The organism is Planktothrix prolifica NIVA-CYA 540 (assembly GCF_963864145.1).
Taxonomy (GTDB): Bacteria; Cyanobacteriota; Cyanobacteriia; order Cyanobacteriales; family Microcoleaceae; genus Planktothrix; species Planktothrix agardhii.
Genome location: NZ_CAWLTW010000001.1, coordinates 857946 through 875186 on the forward strand (window position 1 = coordinate 857946; position 17241 = coordinate 875186).

16 protein-coding genes are annotated in these 17241 nt (G+C 39.7%); 9 read left to right on the plus strand and 7 right to left on the minus strand.

Annotation, left to right across the window (positions count from 1 at the left end; translation table 11 throughout):
• Positions 1–72: 72 nt before the first annotated feature.
• The 3 genes from AC559H_RS04000 to rfaE2 form a co-directional block, all read right to left on the minus strand.
• Complete coding sequence (locus AC559H_RS04000; RefSeq protein WP_043937094.1) at positions 73–1116, minus strand: AI-2E family transporter; 1044 nt, start codon at positions 1114–1116, stop codon at positions 73–75.
• Between the two features lie 46 nt (positions 1117–1162).
• Entirely contained in the window at positions 1163–1915 is a 753-nt protein-coding gene (locus AC559H_RS04005) for a GUN4 domain-containing protein (protein WP_026786991.1), read from the minus strand.
• A gap of 75 nt (positions 1916–1990) precedes the next feature.
• Entirely contained in the window at positions 1991–2479 is a 489-nt protein-coding gene (gene rfaE2, locus AC559H_RS04010; RefSeq protein WP_026793800.1) for a D-glycero-beta-D-manno-heptose 1-phosphate adenylyltransferase, read from the minus strand.
• Between the two features lie 184 nt (positions 2480–2663).
• On the opposite strand from rfaE2, the gene hpsJ-B reads away from it, so the two are divergent.
• The 4 genes from hpsJ-B to AC559H_RS04030 all read left to right on the plus strand — a co-directional run bounded on the left by hpsJ-B (position 2664) and on the right by AC559H_RS04030 (position 8885).
• On the plus strand, positions 2664–3497 hold the full coding sequence (gene hpsJ-B, locus AC559H_RS04015) for a hormogonium polysaccharide biosynthesis protein HpsJ (protein WP_026793801.1): 834 nt from the start codon (positions 2664–2666) through the stop codon (positions 3495–3497).
• Positions 3498–3723: 226 nt separating this feature from the next.
• Positions 3724–4620 (plus strand): glycosyltransferase family 2 protein, encoded by an 897-nt coding sequence (locus AC559H_RS04020; protein WP_026793802.1) that lies wholly within the window; start codon positions 3724–3726, stop codon positions 4618–4620.
• 210 nt (positions 4621–4830) lie between these two features.
• Positions 4831–7998 (plus strand): DEAD/DEAH box helicase, encoded by a 3168-nt coding sequence (locus AC559H_RS04025; protein WP_026793803.1) that lies wholly within the window; start codon positions 4831–4833, stop codon positions 7996–7998.
• Between the two features lie 47 nt (positions 7999–8045).
• Positions 8046–8885, plus strand: coding sequence for an SWIM zinc finger family protein (locus tag AC559H_RS04030; RefSeq protein WP_026793804.1), 840 nt, complete (start codon positions 8046–8048; stop codon positions 8883–8885).
• A 248-nt stretch (positions 8886–9133) separates the two neighbouring features.
• On the opposite strand, the gene AC559H_RS04035 is transcribed toward AC559H_RS04030, so the two are convergent.
• From AC559H_RS04035 to psbD, 3 genes are all read right to left on the minus strand, one after another.
• A complete protein-coding gene (locus tag AC559H_RS04035) occupies positions 9134–9805 on the minus strand; it encodes a DNA cytosine methyltransferase (protein ID WP_081692317.1) in 672 nt (223 codons plus the stop codon).
• 134 nt (positions 9806–9939) lie between these two features.
• The gene (gene psbC, locus AC559H_RS04040) at positions 9940–11322 is read right to left on the minus strand and encodes a photosystem II reaction center protein CP43 (protein ID WP_026786983.1); all 1383 of its coding nucleotides are present in this window, start codon (positions 11320–11322) and stop codon (positions 9940–9942) included.
• Positions 11306–12364: a photosystem II D2 protein (photosystem q(a) protein) gene (psbD, locus tag AC559H_RS04045; protein ID WP_026788392.1), complete on the minus strand. Its 1059-nt coding sequence runs from the start codon at positions 12362–12364 to the stop codon at positions 11306–11308. The genes psbC and psbD overlap by 17 nt, the downstream gene beginning before the upstream one ends.
• Positions 12365–12708: 344 nt before the next feature.
• On the opposite strand from psbD, the gene AC559H_RS04050 reads away from it, so the two are divergent.
• From AC559H_RS04050 to AC559H_RS04070, 5 genes are all read left to right on the plus strand, one after another.
• Positions 12709–13275 (plus strand): photosystem I assembly protein Ycf4, encoded by a 567-nt coding sequence (locus AC559H_RS04050; RefSeq protein WP_026786981.1) that lies wholly within the window; start codon positions 12709–12711, stop codon positions 13273–13275.
• A 32-nt stretch (positions 13276–13307) separates the two neighbouring features.
• Positions 13308–14066, plus strand: coding sequence for a peptidylprolyl isomerase (locus AC559H_RS04055; protein WP_026793805.1), 759 nt, complete (start codon positions 13308–13310; stop codon positions 14064–14066).
• 150 nt (positions 14067–14216) lie between these two features.
• A complete protein-coding gene (locus AC559H_RS04060) occupies positions 14217–14537 on the plus strand; it encodes a beta-ketoacyl-[acyl-carrier-protein] synthase family protein (RefSeq protein ID WP_040957835.1) in 321 nt (106 codons plus the stop codon).
• Positions 14537–15505: a beta-ketoacyl-ACP synthase gene (locus tag AC559H_RS04065; protein WP_051340062.1), complete on the plus strand. Its 969-nt coding sequence runs from the start codon at positions 14537–14539 to the stop codon at positions 15503–15505. Before AC559H_RS04060 ends, AC559H_RS04065 begins: the two co-directional genes overlap by 1 nt.
• An 86-nt stretch (positions 15506–15591) precedes the next feature.
• Positions 15592–16725 carry a DNA cytosine methyltransferase gene (locus AC559H_RS04070; RefSeq protein ID WP_026793806.1) on the plus strand — a complete coding sequence of 378 codons (1134 nt, stop codon included), beginning with the start codon at positions 15592–15594 and terminating at the stop codon, positions 16723–16725.
• On the opposite strand, the gene AC559H_RS04075 is transcribed toward AC559H_RS04070, so the two are convergent.
• Positions 16714–17181, minus strand: coding sequence for a DUF29 domain-containing protein (locus AC559H_RS04075; protein WP_026786977.1), 468 nt, complete (start codon positions 17179–17181; stop codon positions 16714–16716). The genes AC559H_RS04070 and AC559H_RS04075 overlap by 12 nt on opposite strands.
• Positions 17182–17241 lie beyond the last annotated feature (60 nt).

Here is a 17241-nt window from a genome sequence, read left to right on the forward strand (position 1 = left end):
GGGGGAACGGGGTAGAGGATGTGTAATTAATTTTGTTTAGGTACTTAAATTACCAGTTATTTTTAAGTCCATCTAAATAGATTCAGAGGCGGGGGTCTGTAAAATAGTGATTAAGGATTTAAGAAAACTAGCTAGGGGAACTGCAATAATTAATCCGAGAAATCCGGCAATTCTAGCACCAATTAATAGAGAAAGTAAAATCAAAACGGGGTTTAATCCAGTAAATCCGCCTAATAATCGAGGCGCAATACCATTTTCTATAATTTGATCTACAATAATTGCTGTAATTAAAACTTTTACCCCTAACCAAATACTATTTAAAGCAACTAAAAAGCAGATTAAACCAATTCCTAAACTGGCTCCAAAGGGAAATAAAGCCATAACCCCAATTACCATGCCAAATAATAAGCCAAAGGGAACTTGAATAATTACAAATGCCAAGGTCATCAGTGTTCCAATGAGTGTGGCTACGGAGGCTTGGCCAATGAAATAATTCTTAAAGTTTTTCTTGAGTGCTAGGCGAATAGGAGTACGAATTCGGGCTGGAAATAGTTTGTACAAATCGTCCCAAAGCTGATCTCCATGTAATAATAGATAAAATGTCATAGCTCCGGTGATCACCACATCTAATATTCGACTAAAAACCGTAAACACTCCTCCAATAAAATCTCCGCCTAAACTCTGAACTTGACTCGATAATTTTTCTAAAAGTTGAAAGGTGACTCCTCCGATATTAACTGGAATATGACGAATCATAGCCCAAGATTCTAAGGTTTTAACTTGTTGAGTCCCTGATTCAATCCAACTAGGAAAACGTTCTATTAAAGTATCAAACTGTTGAATGATCATGGGGATGAGGGTAATCCCTAAAATCATGAAAATAATTAATGTGATTAATAAAACCCCTAAAATTGCGATTGTCCGTTTGAGTCCATAGTTTTGTAACCGTTGTACGGGATAATCTAAAAGAAATGATAATAGGGTAGCGGTGACAAAAATATTAATAATTGATTTAAAGTATTCTAAAGTTAGTAATAATAACCAACCATTTAAAACAAAAACTGGGATTGCTAATGCTATAACTAATAATCGAAGCCACGAGTTTTTAGTATTCATTAAACTATTTAATGTTAATGATTAAAAGCTGACGCATTTGATTAATTTATCTGATTGTCACTGAGGGTTGAGACTGCGACCAAGCTGGATGGGAGAGTAGGGCTTCAATGACTCTAACGCCCCGTAACTGATTAGATAGGGGAAGATGACCCTTTGGGGCGGTTAAATCCCAGGTAAATCCTTGGGGGTAGCGTGTCCAATTGCGACCCGTGCGCCAGCCAATTTTAGGCCATAATTTATCCCAATTTTTATTCACACCCAGCCAAAGTTCTCGCTGGACAGAATAGCCGAATTTACCCTCGGAATGGATACACCAAAGGCTATCAATGGTTTGTAAATCCGTAATCGGGAATCGTTCAATTTCGGAAAAATAAAGCCACTTTCTTTGTACCGCAGAACTTCCGGCTAATTCACAAAGTTTTTGTACGCTTAATTTATCCGCTTCTAAAAAGTCTTGTTGGGCGAGTAAGGTTTGTAGGGGAATATAATCAATTCCGGTATCGGATTTTAAGGGAACAATTCCCGTAGGAAAATGAAGTTTTAAAAAATGACTCACTTTTTCGGAAGTGGGAATAGCGGTATATAAAATTTGATAAACTTTACCGTTAATTAAACTAGGGGGATTAGATTGTTGTTTTAATAAAAATTCCATTAACACTTCCCAAACCGTTTCCCCACCTTGGGTTAATGTTTCTAATAGTTGGAATTGAGCCTTTGCTGAGGCACTAAAAAGCCCAGAGCGCAATTCATCCGCACTCATGGCATAGTTCTCTTGGGGGGAAGTGGTCAGGTCAGTCATGGGGCGTGGCATTAGGTAATTGGGGTTGAGCATGGCATTCTTCACCTTGACTATTGTACAAGGATCGGTCAATAGTTAACCGTTGAGAATCCTTTGAATTAGGGCGCTGGTGGAGGAGGGGACTTCAATATTAATGAAGGCAACTTGACCCCCGTATGTTTGTACAATCGGGGCTTCTGGCAAGGTTTCTAAGGTATAGTCTCCACCTTTAACATAAATATCGGGTTTCAGGGTTTGGATGAGATAATCGGCGGTGGTTTCGGAAAAAATTACTACCCCATCAATGGGCTTCAGACTAGCTAAGACTTCAGCCCGTTGTGCTTCTGGGACGATGGGGCGGGGAGGATGTCCGGGTTTTTGAGGTTTCAGGGTTTGGACAGATGAATCGCTATTTAATCCGACCACCAGTGATCGTCCTAATGCCTTAGCTGCCTGTAAATAGCGAACATGACCCGCATGAATTAAATCAAAACAACCATTGGTAAAAACCAGGGGACGCCATCGTTGAGGATTCAAGGTGATGTCTTCTTGTAATTCGGTTAAGGTGTAAAGATAAGCAGTCATTCCAGTTAATTGGGGAGGAAGAAATTTATTTAAGTCAGTCTATCCAGAGGTCTGAACCGATTAGAATTGTAACGTTTGTTGATCTTTAATCTCGAATATTTCCGAGCCAGCCCTACAAACTTAGGGTTAGGGAAAATATCAACAAGCCCAAATCGAGATCATAACTTAGTTTACGGATCATTTAATGAAAGCTACTTCTAGCCGTCAATTTTCTTCTACAACCTCTCTCATCCTGAAACTGGTTGGAGTTATTTTAATTTTCTCGTCCCTCGTGGATTTTCTGGTAATTTTGATTCCGCCCAATTTTCTCAACCGAGGCTGGCAAATTAGCGTTACCAGTGATTTAGTAGATCGAGGCATTGTCCCGATGGTGGGAATGGCCTTAGTCTTTATTGCTTTTTGGATGGATGCCGCCACCGAAGGGAATATCAAGCCAGCTAAACCCTTTGCGAGTTTAAGATTTTGGATAGCATTGCTGGCGAGTTTATTCGGGTTATTGTATCTTTTACTATTTCCTTTGCATCTCAATAATACCCGTTTAGCCAGAGCCGAGGCCCTCGCAGAAATTAATCAACAAGCTACTCAAGCTCAAACTCAACTGGAAAGTCAACTCGGAAGTCCCGAATTTCAGCAGCAAATTCAACAGAAAAAAACCCAGCTTAAAGATCAATTTGCCGGGTTAGCACAAAATCCCGAAGCTCTGAATCAAGCCCTTGCCAACCCGAATCTTCCTAACGAAGTTAGACAAATCTTAGAACAGTCTAAATCGAATCCCAAGGCTGTTGAGGAGTTTTTGAATCAACAAGCGGATAATTTACCCACACAATTGTTAGGTCAAATTCGCGATCGCAAACAAGAACTGGAAAAACAAGCTAAAACTCAGTCCTTAAAATCGAGTTTGAGAACAGGAATTAGTAGTTTATTATTAGCGATTGGTTATATTACTCTAGGTTGGACAGGACTCAAAGGTTTAGGAATTTTACGCGGTGCAAATCGTCGTAAAACACCAACCGCTTAACAGTCATCAGTCATCAGTCATCAGTCATCAGTCATCAGTTATCAGTCATCAGTTATCAGTTATCAGTCATCAGTTATCAGTGGAAGAAATAAAATCTTGATTTTATTGATTCTATTACCCATTACCAATTACCCATTACCAATTACCCAAAACCCATTACCCATTACCTATTCCCTATTCCCTATTCCCTATTCCTCCTTCCCTGTTATAACTTTAATTATCCTTCATGTTTTCAATTTATATTCTCACCGCAAACGAAGAAATTGATATTGCGGATTGTATTGAGTCTGCATTATTATCAGATGATGTGATTGTGGTGGATTCTTTGAGCCAAGATCGCACCGTTGAAATTGCCCAACAATATCCAGTTAGGGTGTTACAACATCGTTTTGAAAGTCACGGAAAACAGCGCACATGGATGTTACAGGAAATTCCGACCAAACACGATTGGGTCTACATTTTAGAAGCCGATGAACGGATGACTCCTGAATTGTTTACAGAATGTTTACAGGCGATTCAAAGTGATGATTATATTGGATATTATGTCGCCGAAAGAGTGATATTTTTGGGAAATTGGATTCGACGCAGTACCCAATATCCTCGGTATCAAATGCGTCTATTTCACAAGGATAAAGTTTGGTTTAACGATTATGGTCATACGGAACGGGAAGTTTGTGATGGCCCGACGGGATTTATTCGAGAAACCTATCCCCATTACACCTGTAGTAAAGGGTTATCCCGTTGGATTGACAAACACAATCGTTACTCAACCGATGAAGCAGTAGAAACCCTGCGACAGTTACAGACGGGAACTGTGAATTGGAAGGATTTATTATTAGGAAGTTCGGAAGTTGAACGACGACGAGCCTTAAAAGATTTATCCTTACGTTTACCGTTTAGACCTCTGATTCGCTTTGTTTATATGTACTTTTTATTGGGAGGATTTTTAGACGGTCGTTCTGGGTTTTCTTGGTGTGTTTTACAAGCATTCTATGAATATTTGATTCTACTTAAAGTTTGGGAAGTTGAAAATTCTCCTCAACTGTATGATCTGGGTTTAGAGACTTTAAAAAAAGTCGAGTCCCAGAACGCTATCTCCAATCTGGGAACATCAGACTCTTAGTTTTTATTTCATGCTTCAGGGTGCTTTTATCGGTTGATATTTCTTTTCTGTATCATCAAAAATTAAAGAATTATTATGTTTTTAAATTGTTTAGTTAGTTTTCATACCCGCCGCGGGTGAAAACGCAATTTTCTATACAGAGCTACGCTACACATAGCGCATCTGCGTAAGTTTTGATAAAATATAAACAAATTAAAATAACATCCCCCTATGAAAATCCTGCACGGAACCTGGATTCCTGAAATAACAGGTGATTTCATCGAACAAGGTGCATTTTACCTTTGGGTTGAAACTTCGACCCGCAAAACAAAGCGAAACCCGGACACACTCCATCCCCAACATCTAACAGCATCGAGTTTACAAGCATTTGTGCAAAATGAAATAGGGATTTCTGAAGATTATTCGCGTTTAATCTCGAATCGGATTTCCCTTAAATACTTTGCCCTGCCAACCCTTAATCAGCAACCGCTTCCTTCCCCTGAATTAGCAAAATACTTAGAAACTGACCTAAACTTAGAATTTGAAGAATTTGCTACATGGGAAATTACAACTTATCAATTAGCATCTAGTCGGAATACATTTAATTCCCTCAACACAATTATCAAACTTCTTAAAGAGATTCACTTCCTCGCTCAACAAAACCCCTCAGAAATGAGCCTCGGTTCTGACCTCTTCTTTTGGTATCATTATACCCAATTATTTAAACAAATTCTTTACAAAGATCAATATATACCCGCTCTTAAATATCGTCAGCTTGCTTCTACTAAAACCGAAGGCAAACGTGCAACTCAAACTCCGTTATTTGAAATTTATTCCGGCTGGGAAATTATATCAGAACAATATCAATCTTTAATCACTCAATCTGTCAACGCGATGCCTTTAGCCTGTGTATCGGGTTCTCTGGTTGCTCAAAATCCGATTAAATTTTATAACCCAGAAACCCTACTGCGTAACTTTTCTGAATGCTTACTGCATCAAATTGTCACCCAAACTCCCTTAACAGCTAAGTTTAATCAACAAATTGCTGATACATTAGTGCATCATTGTATTCATCCAAATTCCCAGAATCCCAAAACCAGTCCGGCCGATTTGGAAGAATATAAACAATGGTTAGTTTGGAAAGAAAAACTCACCCACAGCCAAACCGCAGCCGCCTTTGACCTGTGCTTTCAACTCCAAGAAGCCACTCAGGAACAAGACAATTGGCTAATTCATTTTTCAGTTTCCTCGAAACAAGATCCCTCCTTTAAGCTGTTGTTAAAGGATTACTGGAAACAAACTCAAAAAAAGAAAAAAGAACTGTATAATTATGTAGGAAAGGATTTTGAAAAATACCTATTACTTAATTTAGGATATGCCGCGAGAATGTATCCTAAACTTTGGCAGGGATTAGAAACAGATCAACCAGTTGGATTAGAATTAAATCTGATTGAAGCCTTTGAATTTCTCAAAGAAAGTGCGTGGATACTGGAAGATTCAGGATATAAAGTCATCATTCCCGCTTGGTGGACACCCCAAGGTCGTCAGCGTGCTAAAATTCGTTTAAAAACGTCCTCTCGTTCTTCAGGACAAGCATCAGTTAGCAAAGGATTTTTTAATTTAGATACGTTAATTCAATATCAATATTCCCTATCCATTGGCGGTGAAGTTGTTACGCCAAAAGAATGGGAACAACTCGTTAATGCTAAAACACATCTGATTCAATTTCGCGGTCAGTGGATGGAATTAGACCAACAAAAAATGCAGCAAATGTTGGAATTTTGGCAAAAACACACAGAAGAAAAACCGGAAATCAAGCTATTAGATTTCGTAAAAATGTCGGCTTCCTTAGAGGATGAATTAGAAGTTGAACATGACTCAATATTATCCGATTTGATGGGGAAATTGCAAGATAAAAGTCAACTTACAATGGTGGGTGATATTCCCCAATTGCAAGGAACGTTAAGGGATTATCAAAAGCGAGGAGTATCCTGGTTACAATACTTAGAAAACTTAGGGTTAAATGGCTGTTTAGCTGATGATATGGGTTTGGGAAAATCCGTTCAGGTTATTGCTCGATTAGTTCAAGAAAAAGAAACGGTAGACTCAACTTTACCAACATTATTAATTGCACCCACTTCAGTGATTGGCAATTGGCAAAAAGAGATTGAAAAGTTTGCCCCTCATTTGCAAACTATTATACATCATGGTAGCGGTCGAATTCAAGATTTAGAAGCGTTTAAATCGACTTGTCTTAACTGTGATGTTGTCATCACTTCTTTTACCTTAGTTCGTCAAGATGAAAAACTATTCAATCATCTTGAATGGCGACGAATTGTTGTTGATGAAGCTCAAAATATTAAAAATCCTAAAACTGCTCAAACTCGTGCGATATTAAAACTTTCGGCTCAATATCGATTAGCTTTAACCGGAACTCCAGTTGAAAATCGTCTTCTGGATTTGTGGTCAATTTTTAATTTTTTGAATCCCGGTTATTTGGGGAAAGAAGCTCAATTTCGCAAGTCCTTTGAAATTCCTATTCAAAAGGATAATGACCGGATGAAATCTGCAACTTTAAAGAAACTTGTAGAGCCCTTAATTTTGAGACGAGTCAAGACTGATCCGTCAATTATTAATGATTTACCCGATAAAGTTGAGCAAAAAGTGTATTGTAACTTAACCAAAGAGCAAGCCTCTCTGTATGAAGCCTTGGTGAAAGATGTGGCTGAAAAAATTAATGAGGTTGAAGGGATGAAGCGAAAAGGATTAATTTTATCGACGCTGATGAAGTTAAAACAAATTTGTAATCATCCGGCTCAGTTTTTACAGGATGGAAGTGAATTTTCGGCGGCGCGATCGCAGAAATTACAACGATTAGCAGATATGGCAGAAGAAGCTATTTCAGAAGGAGAAAGTTTATTAGTCTTTAGCCAGTTTACAGAAGTTTGTGATGGTTTAGAACGACATTTTAAACATCATTATCATTATAATACCTATTATATTCATGGAGGTACAAATCGCACGAAACGAGAACAAATGATTACTGAATTTCAAAATCCTGAGACCGAACCTTCTGTCTTTATTCTCTCTTTGAAAGCCGGAGGTGTGGGAATCACTTTAACCAAAGCAAATCATGTATTTCACTTTGATCGCTGGTGGAATCCGGCGGTGGAAGATCAAGCAACGGATCGAGCTTTTCGGATTGGTCAAACGAAAAATGTATTTGTTCATAAATTTGTGGCTTTGGGAACTTTAGAAGAAAAAATTGACCAGATGATAGAAGATAAGAAAAAACTTTCTTCTCAGGTTATTGGTAGTGATGAATCTTGGTTAACAGAATTAGATAATGAAGCGTTTAAACAGCTTATTCAATTGAATAAACTGGCTTTATTGGAGTAGTTGATTAGTTTTAATTTTGTAGTGTTTAAAAGGAGTAATTATCTATTATGGCTCAATTTAGTCGCACTTGGTGGGGAAAACAATTTATTGAAGCGTTAGAAGCCTTTAGTGACCCGTCACGCTTGGGTCGAGGACGTTCTTATGCAAGGAATGGTAAAATTCTGAAGTCGAAAATTGATCGGAATCGAATTACGGCAAAGGTTAAAGGTTCAATTAATCCCTACTTTGGGGTTTATAAAGAACCTCGATATAATACGACTATTGAAATTACACCAATTAGTTCTAGTGATTGGTCGAAAGCGATTCAACATTTGTCTTCAAAAGCAAGTTTTGTGTCTAAATTATTAATGAATGAAGTTCCTGATAATATTGAGGATGTGTTTTCGGATTTAGGTTTACATTTACTTCCCCAAAGCGAAAAAGACTTTAAAACAACTTGTTCTTGTCCAGATTGGTCAAATCCTTGTAAACATATTGCGGGGGTTTATTATTTAGTAGCTTCCCAATTAGATGATGATCCTTTTTTGCTTTTTCAATTGAGGGGTTTATCTAAAGATGTCCTCAAAGCGGAGTTATCTCAATCTCCTTTAGGGAAGATTTTATCTCAAGAATTGACAACCCAGGAAGTTTCTATACAACCCTCAATATCTTTCTATACGACTGTGGAAACAGAAGGCGTACCAGAGAAAATTAGTGCGCGAGAGTTTTGGTTAGGAACCCATCGACTTCCTCAAGTTGTTGAAGAAACTTCTTCTGTGAGTTTACCTGCAATTTTAATTAAAAAACAAGGAGATTTTCCGGCTTTTTGGAAAAAAGAGGATTCTTTTATTCAAGTTATGGAGGAGTTTTACCGACGAGTCAAAACTAAAAATAAGAACTTGATTTAGCTTAGGAATAAATATTAGGTATTTTGAGGCTATACAAATGTCTTATTGTGACTTTACTAGCGTTTGCATAGGAAGCGAAGCGATCGCCAGATTTCTTTCTAACAACAAATACAACAACCCAGTAACTAAATCTTTAAATAAATAGTAAAGAAACTCCTCTAATACGGTAGAGTGAAGATTAGAGCGAGAATCGAATTTTTCAGCATAATGTTGCTTGTCTAAAAAATCTTTGTAATCCGAGAGAAGTTTTACCCTTTTAGCAATAATTTCATTACAGTAAAAGCAGGAAATAACTTCTCATGGTCTAATATAGATAATTGAAAATGATTAAAATTTAATAGGCCTAAAGAATAGCGTTTAGGAGGGGCACCAATTTTTTTTCCCGTATTATTTCCAATAATAAAAACACGCTCTCTTATTTGAGGAACACCATATTCAGCCGCATTTAATAACCAAACTTCAACAAGATACCCCAATTCTTCAAAAGTATTTTTTATAATATCTATAACCTTTATTCCATCAACATTTTTCCGTGAGAGTAAGCCTTTAACATTTTCCATGACAAAAGCTTTAGGTTGCAGAAAACTAATCCATTGAGCGAAGTTAATAAATAAAGTATTTCTAGGATCTTTAGGATCTTTTTGGGCTGGCCCTGCAATGCTAAAACCCTGACACGGCGGCCCACCAATAATAATATCAGGTTTAAAAATACAAATTTCTTTAACCTGACTTTCGGTGTTAAAATCACGAATATCATACTGAATAACAGTCATATCAGGATGATTATAACGGAGTGTGTCACAAGCCCAAGTATCAATCTCCACTGATAACGGAATAGAAAAACCTGCCATTTTGAACCCTAAACCAAACCCACCTGCACCCGCAAACAAATCAACAGCAATAGGTTGTGCTAATGTCATAGACTTTTACTATTACTTGTATAATTTTTAATTTTAATAATACTTCATTAATTCCCATAAAAAACCCCACCTGACGAATCAGGCAGGGTGTTTAATTAACAATCTAAGCAGTGATTAGACATCTAGGTGAAACCCTAGTCTAAGTCAGGCATAGAAAGTACAGCTTCCGATTTCCGGTCAATGCCTTTCTCGAAGCCAGCCACCGCAGCCCGGGCGCGACCCGCGTGCCAGAGGTGACCAATCAAGAAGAAGAAACCCACGATGAAGTGGAAACCAGCCAACCAAGCCCGGGGGTTAACATAGTTAAACCCTTGAGCTTCGGTAATAATCCCACCCACGGAGTTAATCGAACCGTTAGGGGCGTGGGTCATGTACTCAGAAGCCCGACGAATTTGCCAAGGTTGAATATCGTTTTTCAGCTTGTTGAGGTCAAGACCATTAGGCCCACGCAGAGGCTCTAACCAAGGGCCACGGAAATCCCAGAAGCGCATGGTTTCACCACCAAAGATGATTTCCCCAGTCGGAGAACGCATCAGGTATTTACCCAGACCTGTCGGGCCTTGGGCGGAACCAATATTCGCACCCAGTTTTTGGTCACGGACTAAGAACACAAAGGACTGAGACTGAGAAGATTCAGCGTTTGTGGGGCCGTAGAACTCACTGGGATAAGCGGTATTATTAAACCAAACATAGGAAGCAGCGATAAAGCCCATCAAAGACAGAGCGCCTAAACTGTAAGACAGATAAGCCTCTCCAGACCAGATGAAAGCCCGACGCGCCCAGCCAAAGGGTTTGGTTAGGATGTGCCAGATACCACCGGAAATGCAGATCAGACCAATCCAGATGTGACCGCCGATGATGTCTTCCATGTTGTCAACACCGATGATCCAGCCTTCTCCCCCAAACGGAGCTTTAACTAAATAGCCAAAGATCGCGGCCGGGTTCAAAGTCGGATTGGCAATCACACGGACATCGCCACCACCAGGCGCCCAAGTGTCATAGACACCCCCAAAGAACATGGCTTTGAACACTAACAGGAAAGCCCCCAGACCCAATATAATCAGGTGATACCCGATAATATTGGTCATTTGGTTTTTGTCTTTCCAGTCATAACCAAAGAAAGAAGAATATTCTTCTAAAATTTCAGGGCCACGGACGGCATGATAAATACCGCCTAAACCCAAAACCGCAGAGGAAATTAAGTGCAGAACCCCAATCACGAAGTAGGGGAAGATATCAATCACTTCACCACCAGGGCCCACACCCCAACCGAGGGTAGCCATGTGGGGGATCAGGATCAAACCCTGTTCATACATGGGCTTTTCGGGAACGAAGTGAGCCACTTCAAACAGGGTCATCGCCCCAGCCCAGAACACGATCAAACCAGCGTGAGCAACGTGAGCGCCCAGCAACTTACCAGACAAATTAATCAAACGGGCATTACCTGACCACCAGGCGAATCCAGTGGATTCTAGGTCACGGCCGCCGACATAAGAAGTATTAGAGAGCGTTACCACGCGGTAATACCTCCTCAGGGAAAATAAAGTTTTCGTGGGGTTGATCCGCAGGAGCCATCCAAGCCCGCAGACCTTCATTTAACAGAATGTTCTTAGTATAGAACGTTTCAAATTCAGGATCTTCCGCCGCCCGTAACTCTTGGGAAACGAAATCATAAGCCCGTAGGTTCAGAGCTAAACCAACAATGCCGATAGAACTCATCCACAGACCCGTGACCGGCACGAATAACATGAAAAAGTGTAACCAACGTTTGTTAGAAAAAGCAATCCCGAAAATTTGTGACCAAAAACGGTTGGCGGTCACCATCGAATAGGTTTCTTCAGCTTGAGTCGGTTCAAAAGCCCGGAAAGTATTGGCTGTATCTCCATCTTCAAACAGAGTATTTTCCACCGTCGCTCCGTGAATAGCACACAACAGCGCGCCACCCAGGATTCCAGCCACTCCCATCATGTGGAAGGGGTTCAGCGTCCAGTTATGGAAGCCTTGTAGGAACAGAATAAACCGGAAGATTCCGGCTACCCCAAAGCTAGGGCCAAAAAACCAACTAGACTGACCCAATGGGTACATCAGAAATACACTGACAAATACCGCAATTGGGCCAGTAAAGGCGATCGCATTATAGGGACGAATGCCGACTAAACGAGCAATTTCCAACTGACGCAGACAAAAGCCGATCAGCGCGAAAGCACCGTGCAGAGCCACAAAAGCCCATAAACCGCCCAGTTGACACCAACGGGTGAAGTCCCACTGAGCTTCCGGCCCCCAAAGGAACAGTAAGGAATGTCCTAAACTGTTAGCGGGGCTACTGACGGCGGCGGTGATGAAGTTGCAGCCTTCTAAATAAGAGCTTGCTAAACCGTGGGTGTACCAGGAAGTTACAAAGGTTGTTCCGGTTAACCAGCCACCGAGGGCTAAATAAGCACAGGGGAACAATAGAACTCCTGACCAACCCACGAAGACAAAGCGATCGCGTTTGAGCCAGTCATCAAGGACATCAAAGGCGCCTCTTTCGACCTGCGGCCGTTCGACTGCTATAGTCATTTGGTGAACGATCCTCTTGGGTTTATCAAAAACATTATCCTTTGTGAAGTACCCAGCAATCAATCGGAATCTCGATTTTTGTTTGGGCTAACCTTCTCAGTTGCTTAACCTTTTGTGGGAATACTTCCGAACGGAGTTCGGAGGAAGGTCTGACAAAGCAGTTTCTATCCCTTGCGGTATAAACTGTTCAGCAATTGGTCGGATGCTTATAGCTTACCACTTTTTCCCTCGTCTAATCGGGGGGACATTTAGCGGTAGACTCTTAAGCAAGTTAACATAACTATATATTACAGTTAACAATTTTTGCAAAGGTGTTGACTGTAAAAATTCACATTCTTACTTTCATGAGTACCGAAACAAAGACTACAACGAATCAAATTCTTTCTAAGAAAGTTACGGGCTCCCGTCGCTTCAGCAACTACTGGTGGGCCAGTGTGATCACTATTGGGGGTACGGGTTTCCTTTTATCCGGTATTTCTAGCTATTTGAAAATTAATCTTTTACCCTTCGCCGATCCGACTCAACTGATCTTTATCCCCCAAGGCATTGTCATGGGTTTATATGGAGCCGCTGCTTTATTACTGGCTTTGTATTTATGGTTAGTGATTTTCTGGGATTTAGGCGGGGGATACAATGAATTTAACCGGGATACGGGAAAAGTAAGTATTTTCCGATGGGGGTTTCCTGGAAAAAACCGCAAGGTGGAGTTCAGTAGCAACCTGAATGATATTCAATCCATTCGTGTTGATATCAAGGATGGAATTAACCCCCGTCGAGCTTTGTACCTAAAACTCAAAGACCGTCGGCAAATTCCCTTAACCCGTGTGGGCCAACCCCTACCTCTGTCTGATGTGGAAAACCAAGGGGCAGAATTAGCTAAGTTTTTACAAGTCCCCTTAGAAGGACTTTAGAACCTCCGACCGCAAAAACATTGAAACCTAAGATGAAGAAACTCAACACACAGCACTGGTTTTTACCTTTTTTGCTGATTTGTGTATTAATCGTTGGGGGCTGTGCTTCTAATACAACCTCCACCGAAATCCAGAATAACAATTCTGCTGATAGTCAATCTGCTACACCTATTTCCCAAAATCCGACTCAACCGATGACAAATTTACCTCAATTAAACGGAAAAGCTACGGTAGTAATGACGGTCAACGGATCGCCGATTACGATTGAAGTGGATGGAACTAATGCCCCGGTTACGGCTGGAAACTTTGTTGATCTGGTCAATAAAGGAGTTTATGACGGTCTAGCTTTTCACCGGGTTGTCCGTGAGCCTGATCCCTTCGTGGCTCAAGGTGGCGACCCTCAAAGTAAAGATCCTAACTTTCCCAGCGCTAGATTAGGTACTGGGGGATTTATTGATCCCGCTACTTCTAAAGAACGCATGATTCCTTTGGAAATTAAGCCCAAAGGCGCGGAACAGCCGATTTATAGTAAAACCTTAGAAAGCGCCCGGATCACCGCAGCACCCGTTTTATCCCACCGTCGCGGTGCTGTAGCTATGGCCCGTTCTCAATTTCCCGATTCGGCTTCTTCTCAGTTCTATTTTTCTTTAGCGGAATTGCCTTTTCTGGATGGGAGTTATGCGGTTTTTGGGAATGTTACCGATGGGATGAATGTTGTGGATAAGATTCAACAAGGCGATCGCATTGACTCGGCAAAAGTCACCCAAGGGTTAGAAAATCTGAAAAATTAATCAACTCTTAAAAAATGTCAACACGAATCCCCGATTTATGGCATAGAGATTAAGTCCCTGTAGGGGCGGGTTCACCGAGATTAATCGGATTTGACAGATCATCTTGATCAACCCGCCCTGACCGCTATCCTGGCTGAGTCTTAACAAAGAATGCAAGTTGTTGTTACTGGTATTGGTTTAATCTCGGCATTAGGAAATTTGGAAATAACCTGGAAACAATTGTTATCGGGTCATTCAGGAATATTACCCCATCAACCTTTTCCTGAACTTTTTACTAAACCCCTGGCTTTAATTAATAATATTCCTTCTGATCCTACGGAATTATTAGAAACTGCGATCGCCGATGCCTTAATTATGGCTAATTTAACTCCACCTTTATTAGATTGTGGTGTTGTAATTGGTTCTAGTCGGGGATATCAAGGAAAATTAGAACAATTAGCAAGATTTTACCCCCCCTACCCCCCTTACTAATGGGGGGAAAAGATGGAGTTTCCTCTTTATGGAGGGGGGGAGAAGATGGAGTTTCTTCTTTATGGAGGGGGGGAGAAGATGGAGTTTCCCCTTTATGGCAAGGGGGAGAAGATGGCATTTTTTCCTTAGTGGAACGGGGAGAAGATGCGGGGATTAGTTTAAGCAAATTTGTAGAATATTTACCTTTTAATATTGCTTTAAATGCAGCTAAAAAAACAGGTTCTACGGGAATTATTTTATCACCCATGGCGGCTTGTGCTACGGGAATTTGGGCGATCGCTCAAGGATTTGAACTGATTAAAACCCAACAGTGTCAGCGTGTAATAGTGGGAGCAGTGGAAGCACCAATTACTCCTTTAACCTTAGCAGGATTTGAACAAATGGGAGCCTTAGCAAACACAGGTTGCTATCCATTTGATCGAGATCGAGAAGGATTTGTTTTAGGGGAAGGCGCGGCTATTTTAATTTTAGAATCAGAAGATCTAGCGCAACAGCGAAATGCTCAAATTTATGGGAAAATATTAGGATTTGGATTGACAGCAGATGCTTGTTATGGTAATAAACCTGATAGAGTTGGAAAAAGTGCGATCGCCGCGATTCAAACCTGTTTAAAAAATAGTAATTTATCGAGTCATGAAATTGATTATATTCATACCCATGGAACCGCTACAAAATTAAATGATGATCATGAAGTTCAATTAATTAAACAATTATTTCCCCAAGGTGTTTCTGTTAGTTCAACAAAAGGCGCAACCGGACACACATTAGGGGCGTCAGGAGCGTTAGGAGTAGCTTTTAGTTTAATGACATTAAAACATCAACTATTACCCCCCTGTGTGGGTTTAAAAACACCAGAATTTGATTTGGATTTTGTTACCTCTGTTCGTTCTATGGTTATCAAAAATACTTTATGTTTTAGTTTTGGATTTGGGGGACAAAATGCTATTATTGCAATTGGTAAAGCCTAATCGTTGTTGCGCTTAAGCGCAATCTTTACAAAGGCTCTCATCCCAACAACATAATAGTAATTACTCAATACTAATCAAAATAAATAATGCCATTAACTGAACGTTTATCTAAAATTAAATGGGAGCATATTCCCTCAACTCTGTCTTTATTTTCGGGATGTGGAGGGATGGATTTACCTTTGCATAAAGCTGGATTTAAAGTGGTTTGGGCGATTGATGCTAATAGAGATGCTTGTCAAACTTTTCGCCGAAATATTGGGGATGTAATTGTTAATAATCAAATTGAAAATATTAATATTGCTGAAGTTCCTGATGCGGATTTAATTACGGGCGGTTTTCCTTGTCAAGATTTTTCAATGATTTGGAAACGTCCAGGGTTAGAAGGAGAACGGGGAAATTTATATACTTATTTTCTTAAATTTGTTCAAGACAAAAAACCGAAAGCGTTTATTGCTGAAAATGTTAAAGGGTTATTAAGTGCTAATAATTATCAAGCAATTGAACGGATTATTTCTGACTTTGAGAATATTGAACCCGGATATTTAGTTAAACCCAAACTCTATAATTTTGCCGATTATGGGGTTCCTCAATTTCGAGAACGGGTATTATTAGTAGGAATTAGAAAAGATACGGGATTTAATTTTATTCATCCTCAACCGGAATATGGGTTAAATCGAAAATATCCCTATCGGACTGCATCGGACGCATTAGCAGGAGTCGAAAATATTTCCAATAATAATGAACATCAAAAAATCCAACCGAGAACTATTGAAATTTTAAAACGGATTAAACCCGGTGGCAATTTTACCGATATTCCTAAAGATAGCGAATATTATGTTAAAGGCATGATTAGTCATGTTTATCGGCGTTTACACCCTAACCAACCTTCAACTACTATTATCGCAGGAGGTGGCGGCGGAACTTGGGGATATCATTACGATGAACCCAGAGCATTAACCAATCGGGAACGCGCTCGGTTACAATCTTTTCCAGATGATTTTATCTTTGAAGGATCATTTACAGAAATTCGTCGCCAAATTGGAAATGCGGTTCCCCCTGATGGTATTGTGGCGTTAGTTGAAGCGTTAATTCCTTTATTTACAGGAAAATATCAGCAGGTTGATTTATATGAATTAAGTGAAAATTTACAAAAATTATCAATTAAAGAACGATTGAAATTAGCGAATCAAGAAAACCGTGAATTAGTATTACTCCGGTAGATAATCAGGGTTTAAGGTGTCCTCTTGAGAAAACGGTGATTCTATAGGAAAAGTATTAATTGATAATCCAGTTTCATCAGCAGCTAATTCTCTAGCATCTTGATAACATTCTGGAAAAACTTCAAGAAAATATCGCTTTAAACTCGGACTATTTTTAAAATCATTTCGTAGTCTTTTGCGATGTTCTCGAATAGTAAATAGCCAGCTATTCGTTCGTTTATCAGATTGATACTTATATTTTAATAGGTGCATTAATAAAATTCTGAGATTACTCTCAATTGCTGATTTTTGACTTCTTCCCATAGCTTCTAATTCTTCAATTAAATTAATCATATCGACTTCAGCTAATTTTCCATGTTGTAACTGATGAATAGTATTCATTAACCACAAATGATAATCTTCTTCATATAAATCAGAAGTTTGTTGAGATTCTGTGATGGGGAGTTGGGTTGTCATGAGATATCCTAAACTCAGTTAATTTTAATTATATAATAGGGAACAGGGAACAGAAAGAAT

Coding starts and splice junctions, on each gene's coding strand:
- AC559H_RS04000 (WP_043937094.1), bottom strand. CDS start 1,116: ATGAATACTAAAAACTCGTGGCTTCGATTATTAGTTATAGCATTAGCA.
- AC559H_RS04005 (WP_026786991.1), bottom strand. CDS start 1,915: ATGACTGACCTGACCACTTCCCCCCAAGAGAACTATGCCATGAGTGCG.
- rfaE2 (WP_026793800.1), bottom strand. CDS start 2,479: ATGACTGCTTATCTTTACACCTTAACCGAATTACAAGAAGACATCACC.
- hpsJ-B (WP_026793801.1), top strand. CDS start 2,664: ATGAAAGCTACTTCTAGCCGTCAATTTTCTTCTACAACCTCTCTCATC.
- AC559H_RS04020 (WP_026793802.1), top strand. CDS start 3,724: ATGTTTTCAATTTATATTCTCACCGCAAACGAAGAAATTGATATTGCG.
- AC559H_RS04025 (WP_026793803.1), top strand. CDS start 4,831: ATGAAAATCCTGCACGGAACCTGGATTCCTGAAATAACAGGTGATTTC.
- AC559H_RS04030 (WP_026793804.1), top strand. CDS start 8,046: ATGGCTCAATTTAGTCGCACTTGGTGGGGAAAACAATTTATTGAAGCG.
- AC559H_RS04035 (WP_081692317.1), bottom strand. CDS start 9,805: ATGACATTAGCACAACCTATTGCTGTTGATTTGTTTGCGGGTGCAGGT.
- psbD (WP_026788392.1), bottom strand. CDS start 12,364: ATGACTATAGCAGTCGAACGGCCGCAGGTCGAAAGAGGCGCCTTTGAT.
- AC559H_RS04050 (WP_026786981.1), top strand. CDS start 12,709: ATGAGTACCGAAACAAAGACTACAACGAATCAAATTCTTTCTAAGAAA.
- AC559H_RS04055 (WP_026793805.1), top strand. CDS start 13,308: ATGAAGAAACTCAACACACAGCACTGGTTTTTACCTTTTTTGCTGATT.
- AC559H_RS04060 (WP_040957835.1), top strand. CDS start 14,217: ATGCAAGTTGTTGTTACTGGTATTGGTTTAATCTCGGCATTAGGAAAT.
- AC559H_RS04065 (WP_051340062.1), top strand. CDS start 14,537: ATGGGGGGAAAAGATGGAGTTTCCTCTTTATGGAGGGGGGGAGAAGAT.
- AC559H_RS04070 (WP_026793806.1), top strand. CDS start 15,592: ATGCCATTAACTGAACGTTTATCTAAAATTAAATGGGAGCATATTCCC.
- AC559H_RS04075 (WP_026786977.1), bottom strand. CDS start 17,181: ATGACAACCCAACTCCCCATCACAGAATCTCAACAAACTTCTGATTTA.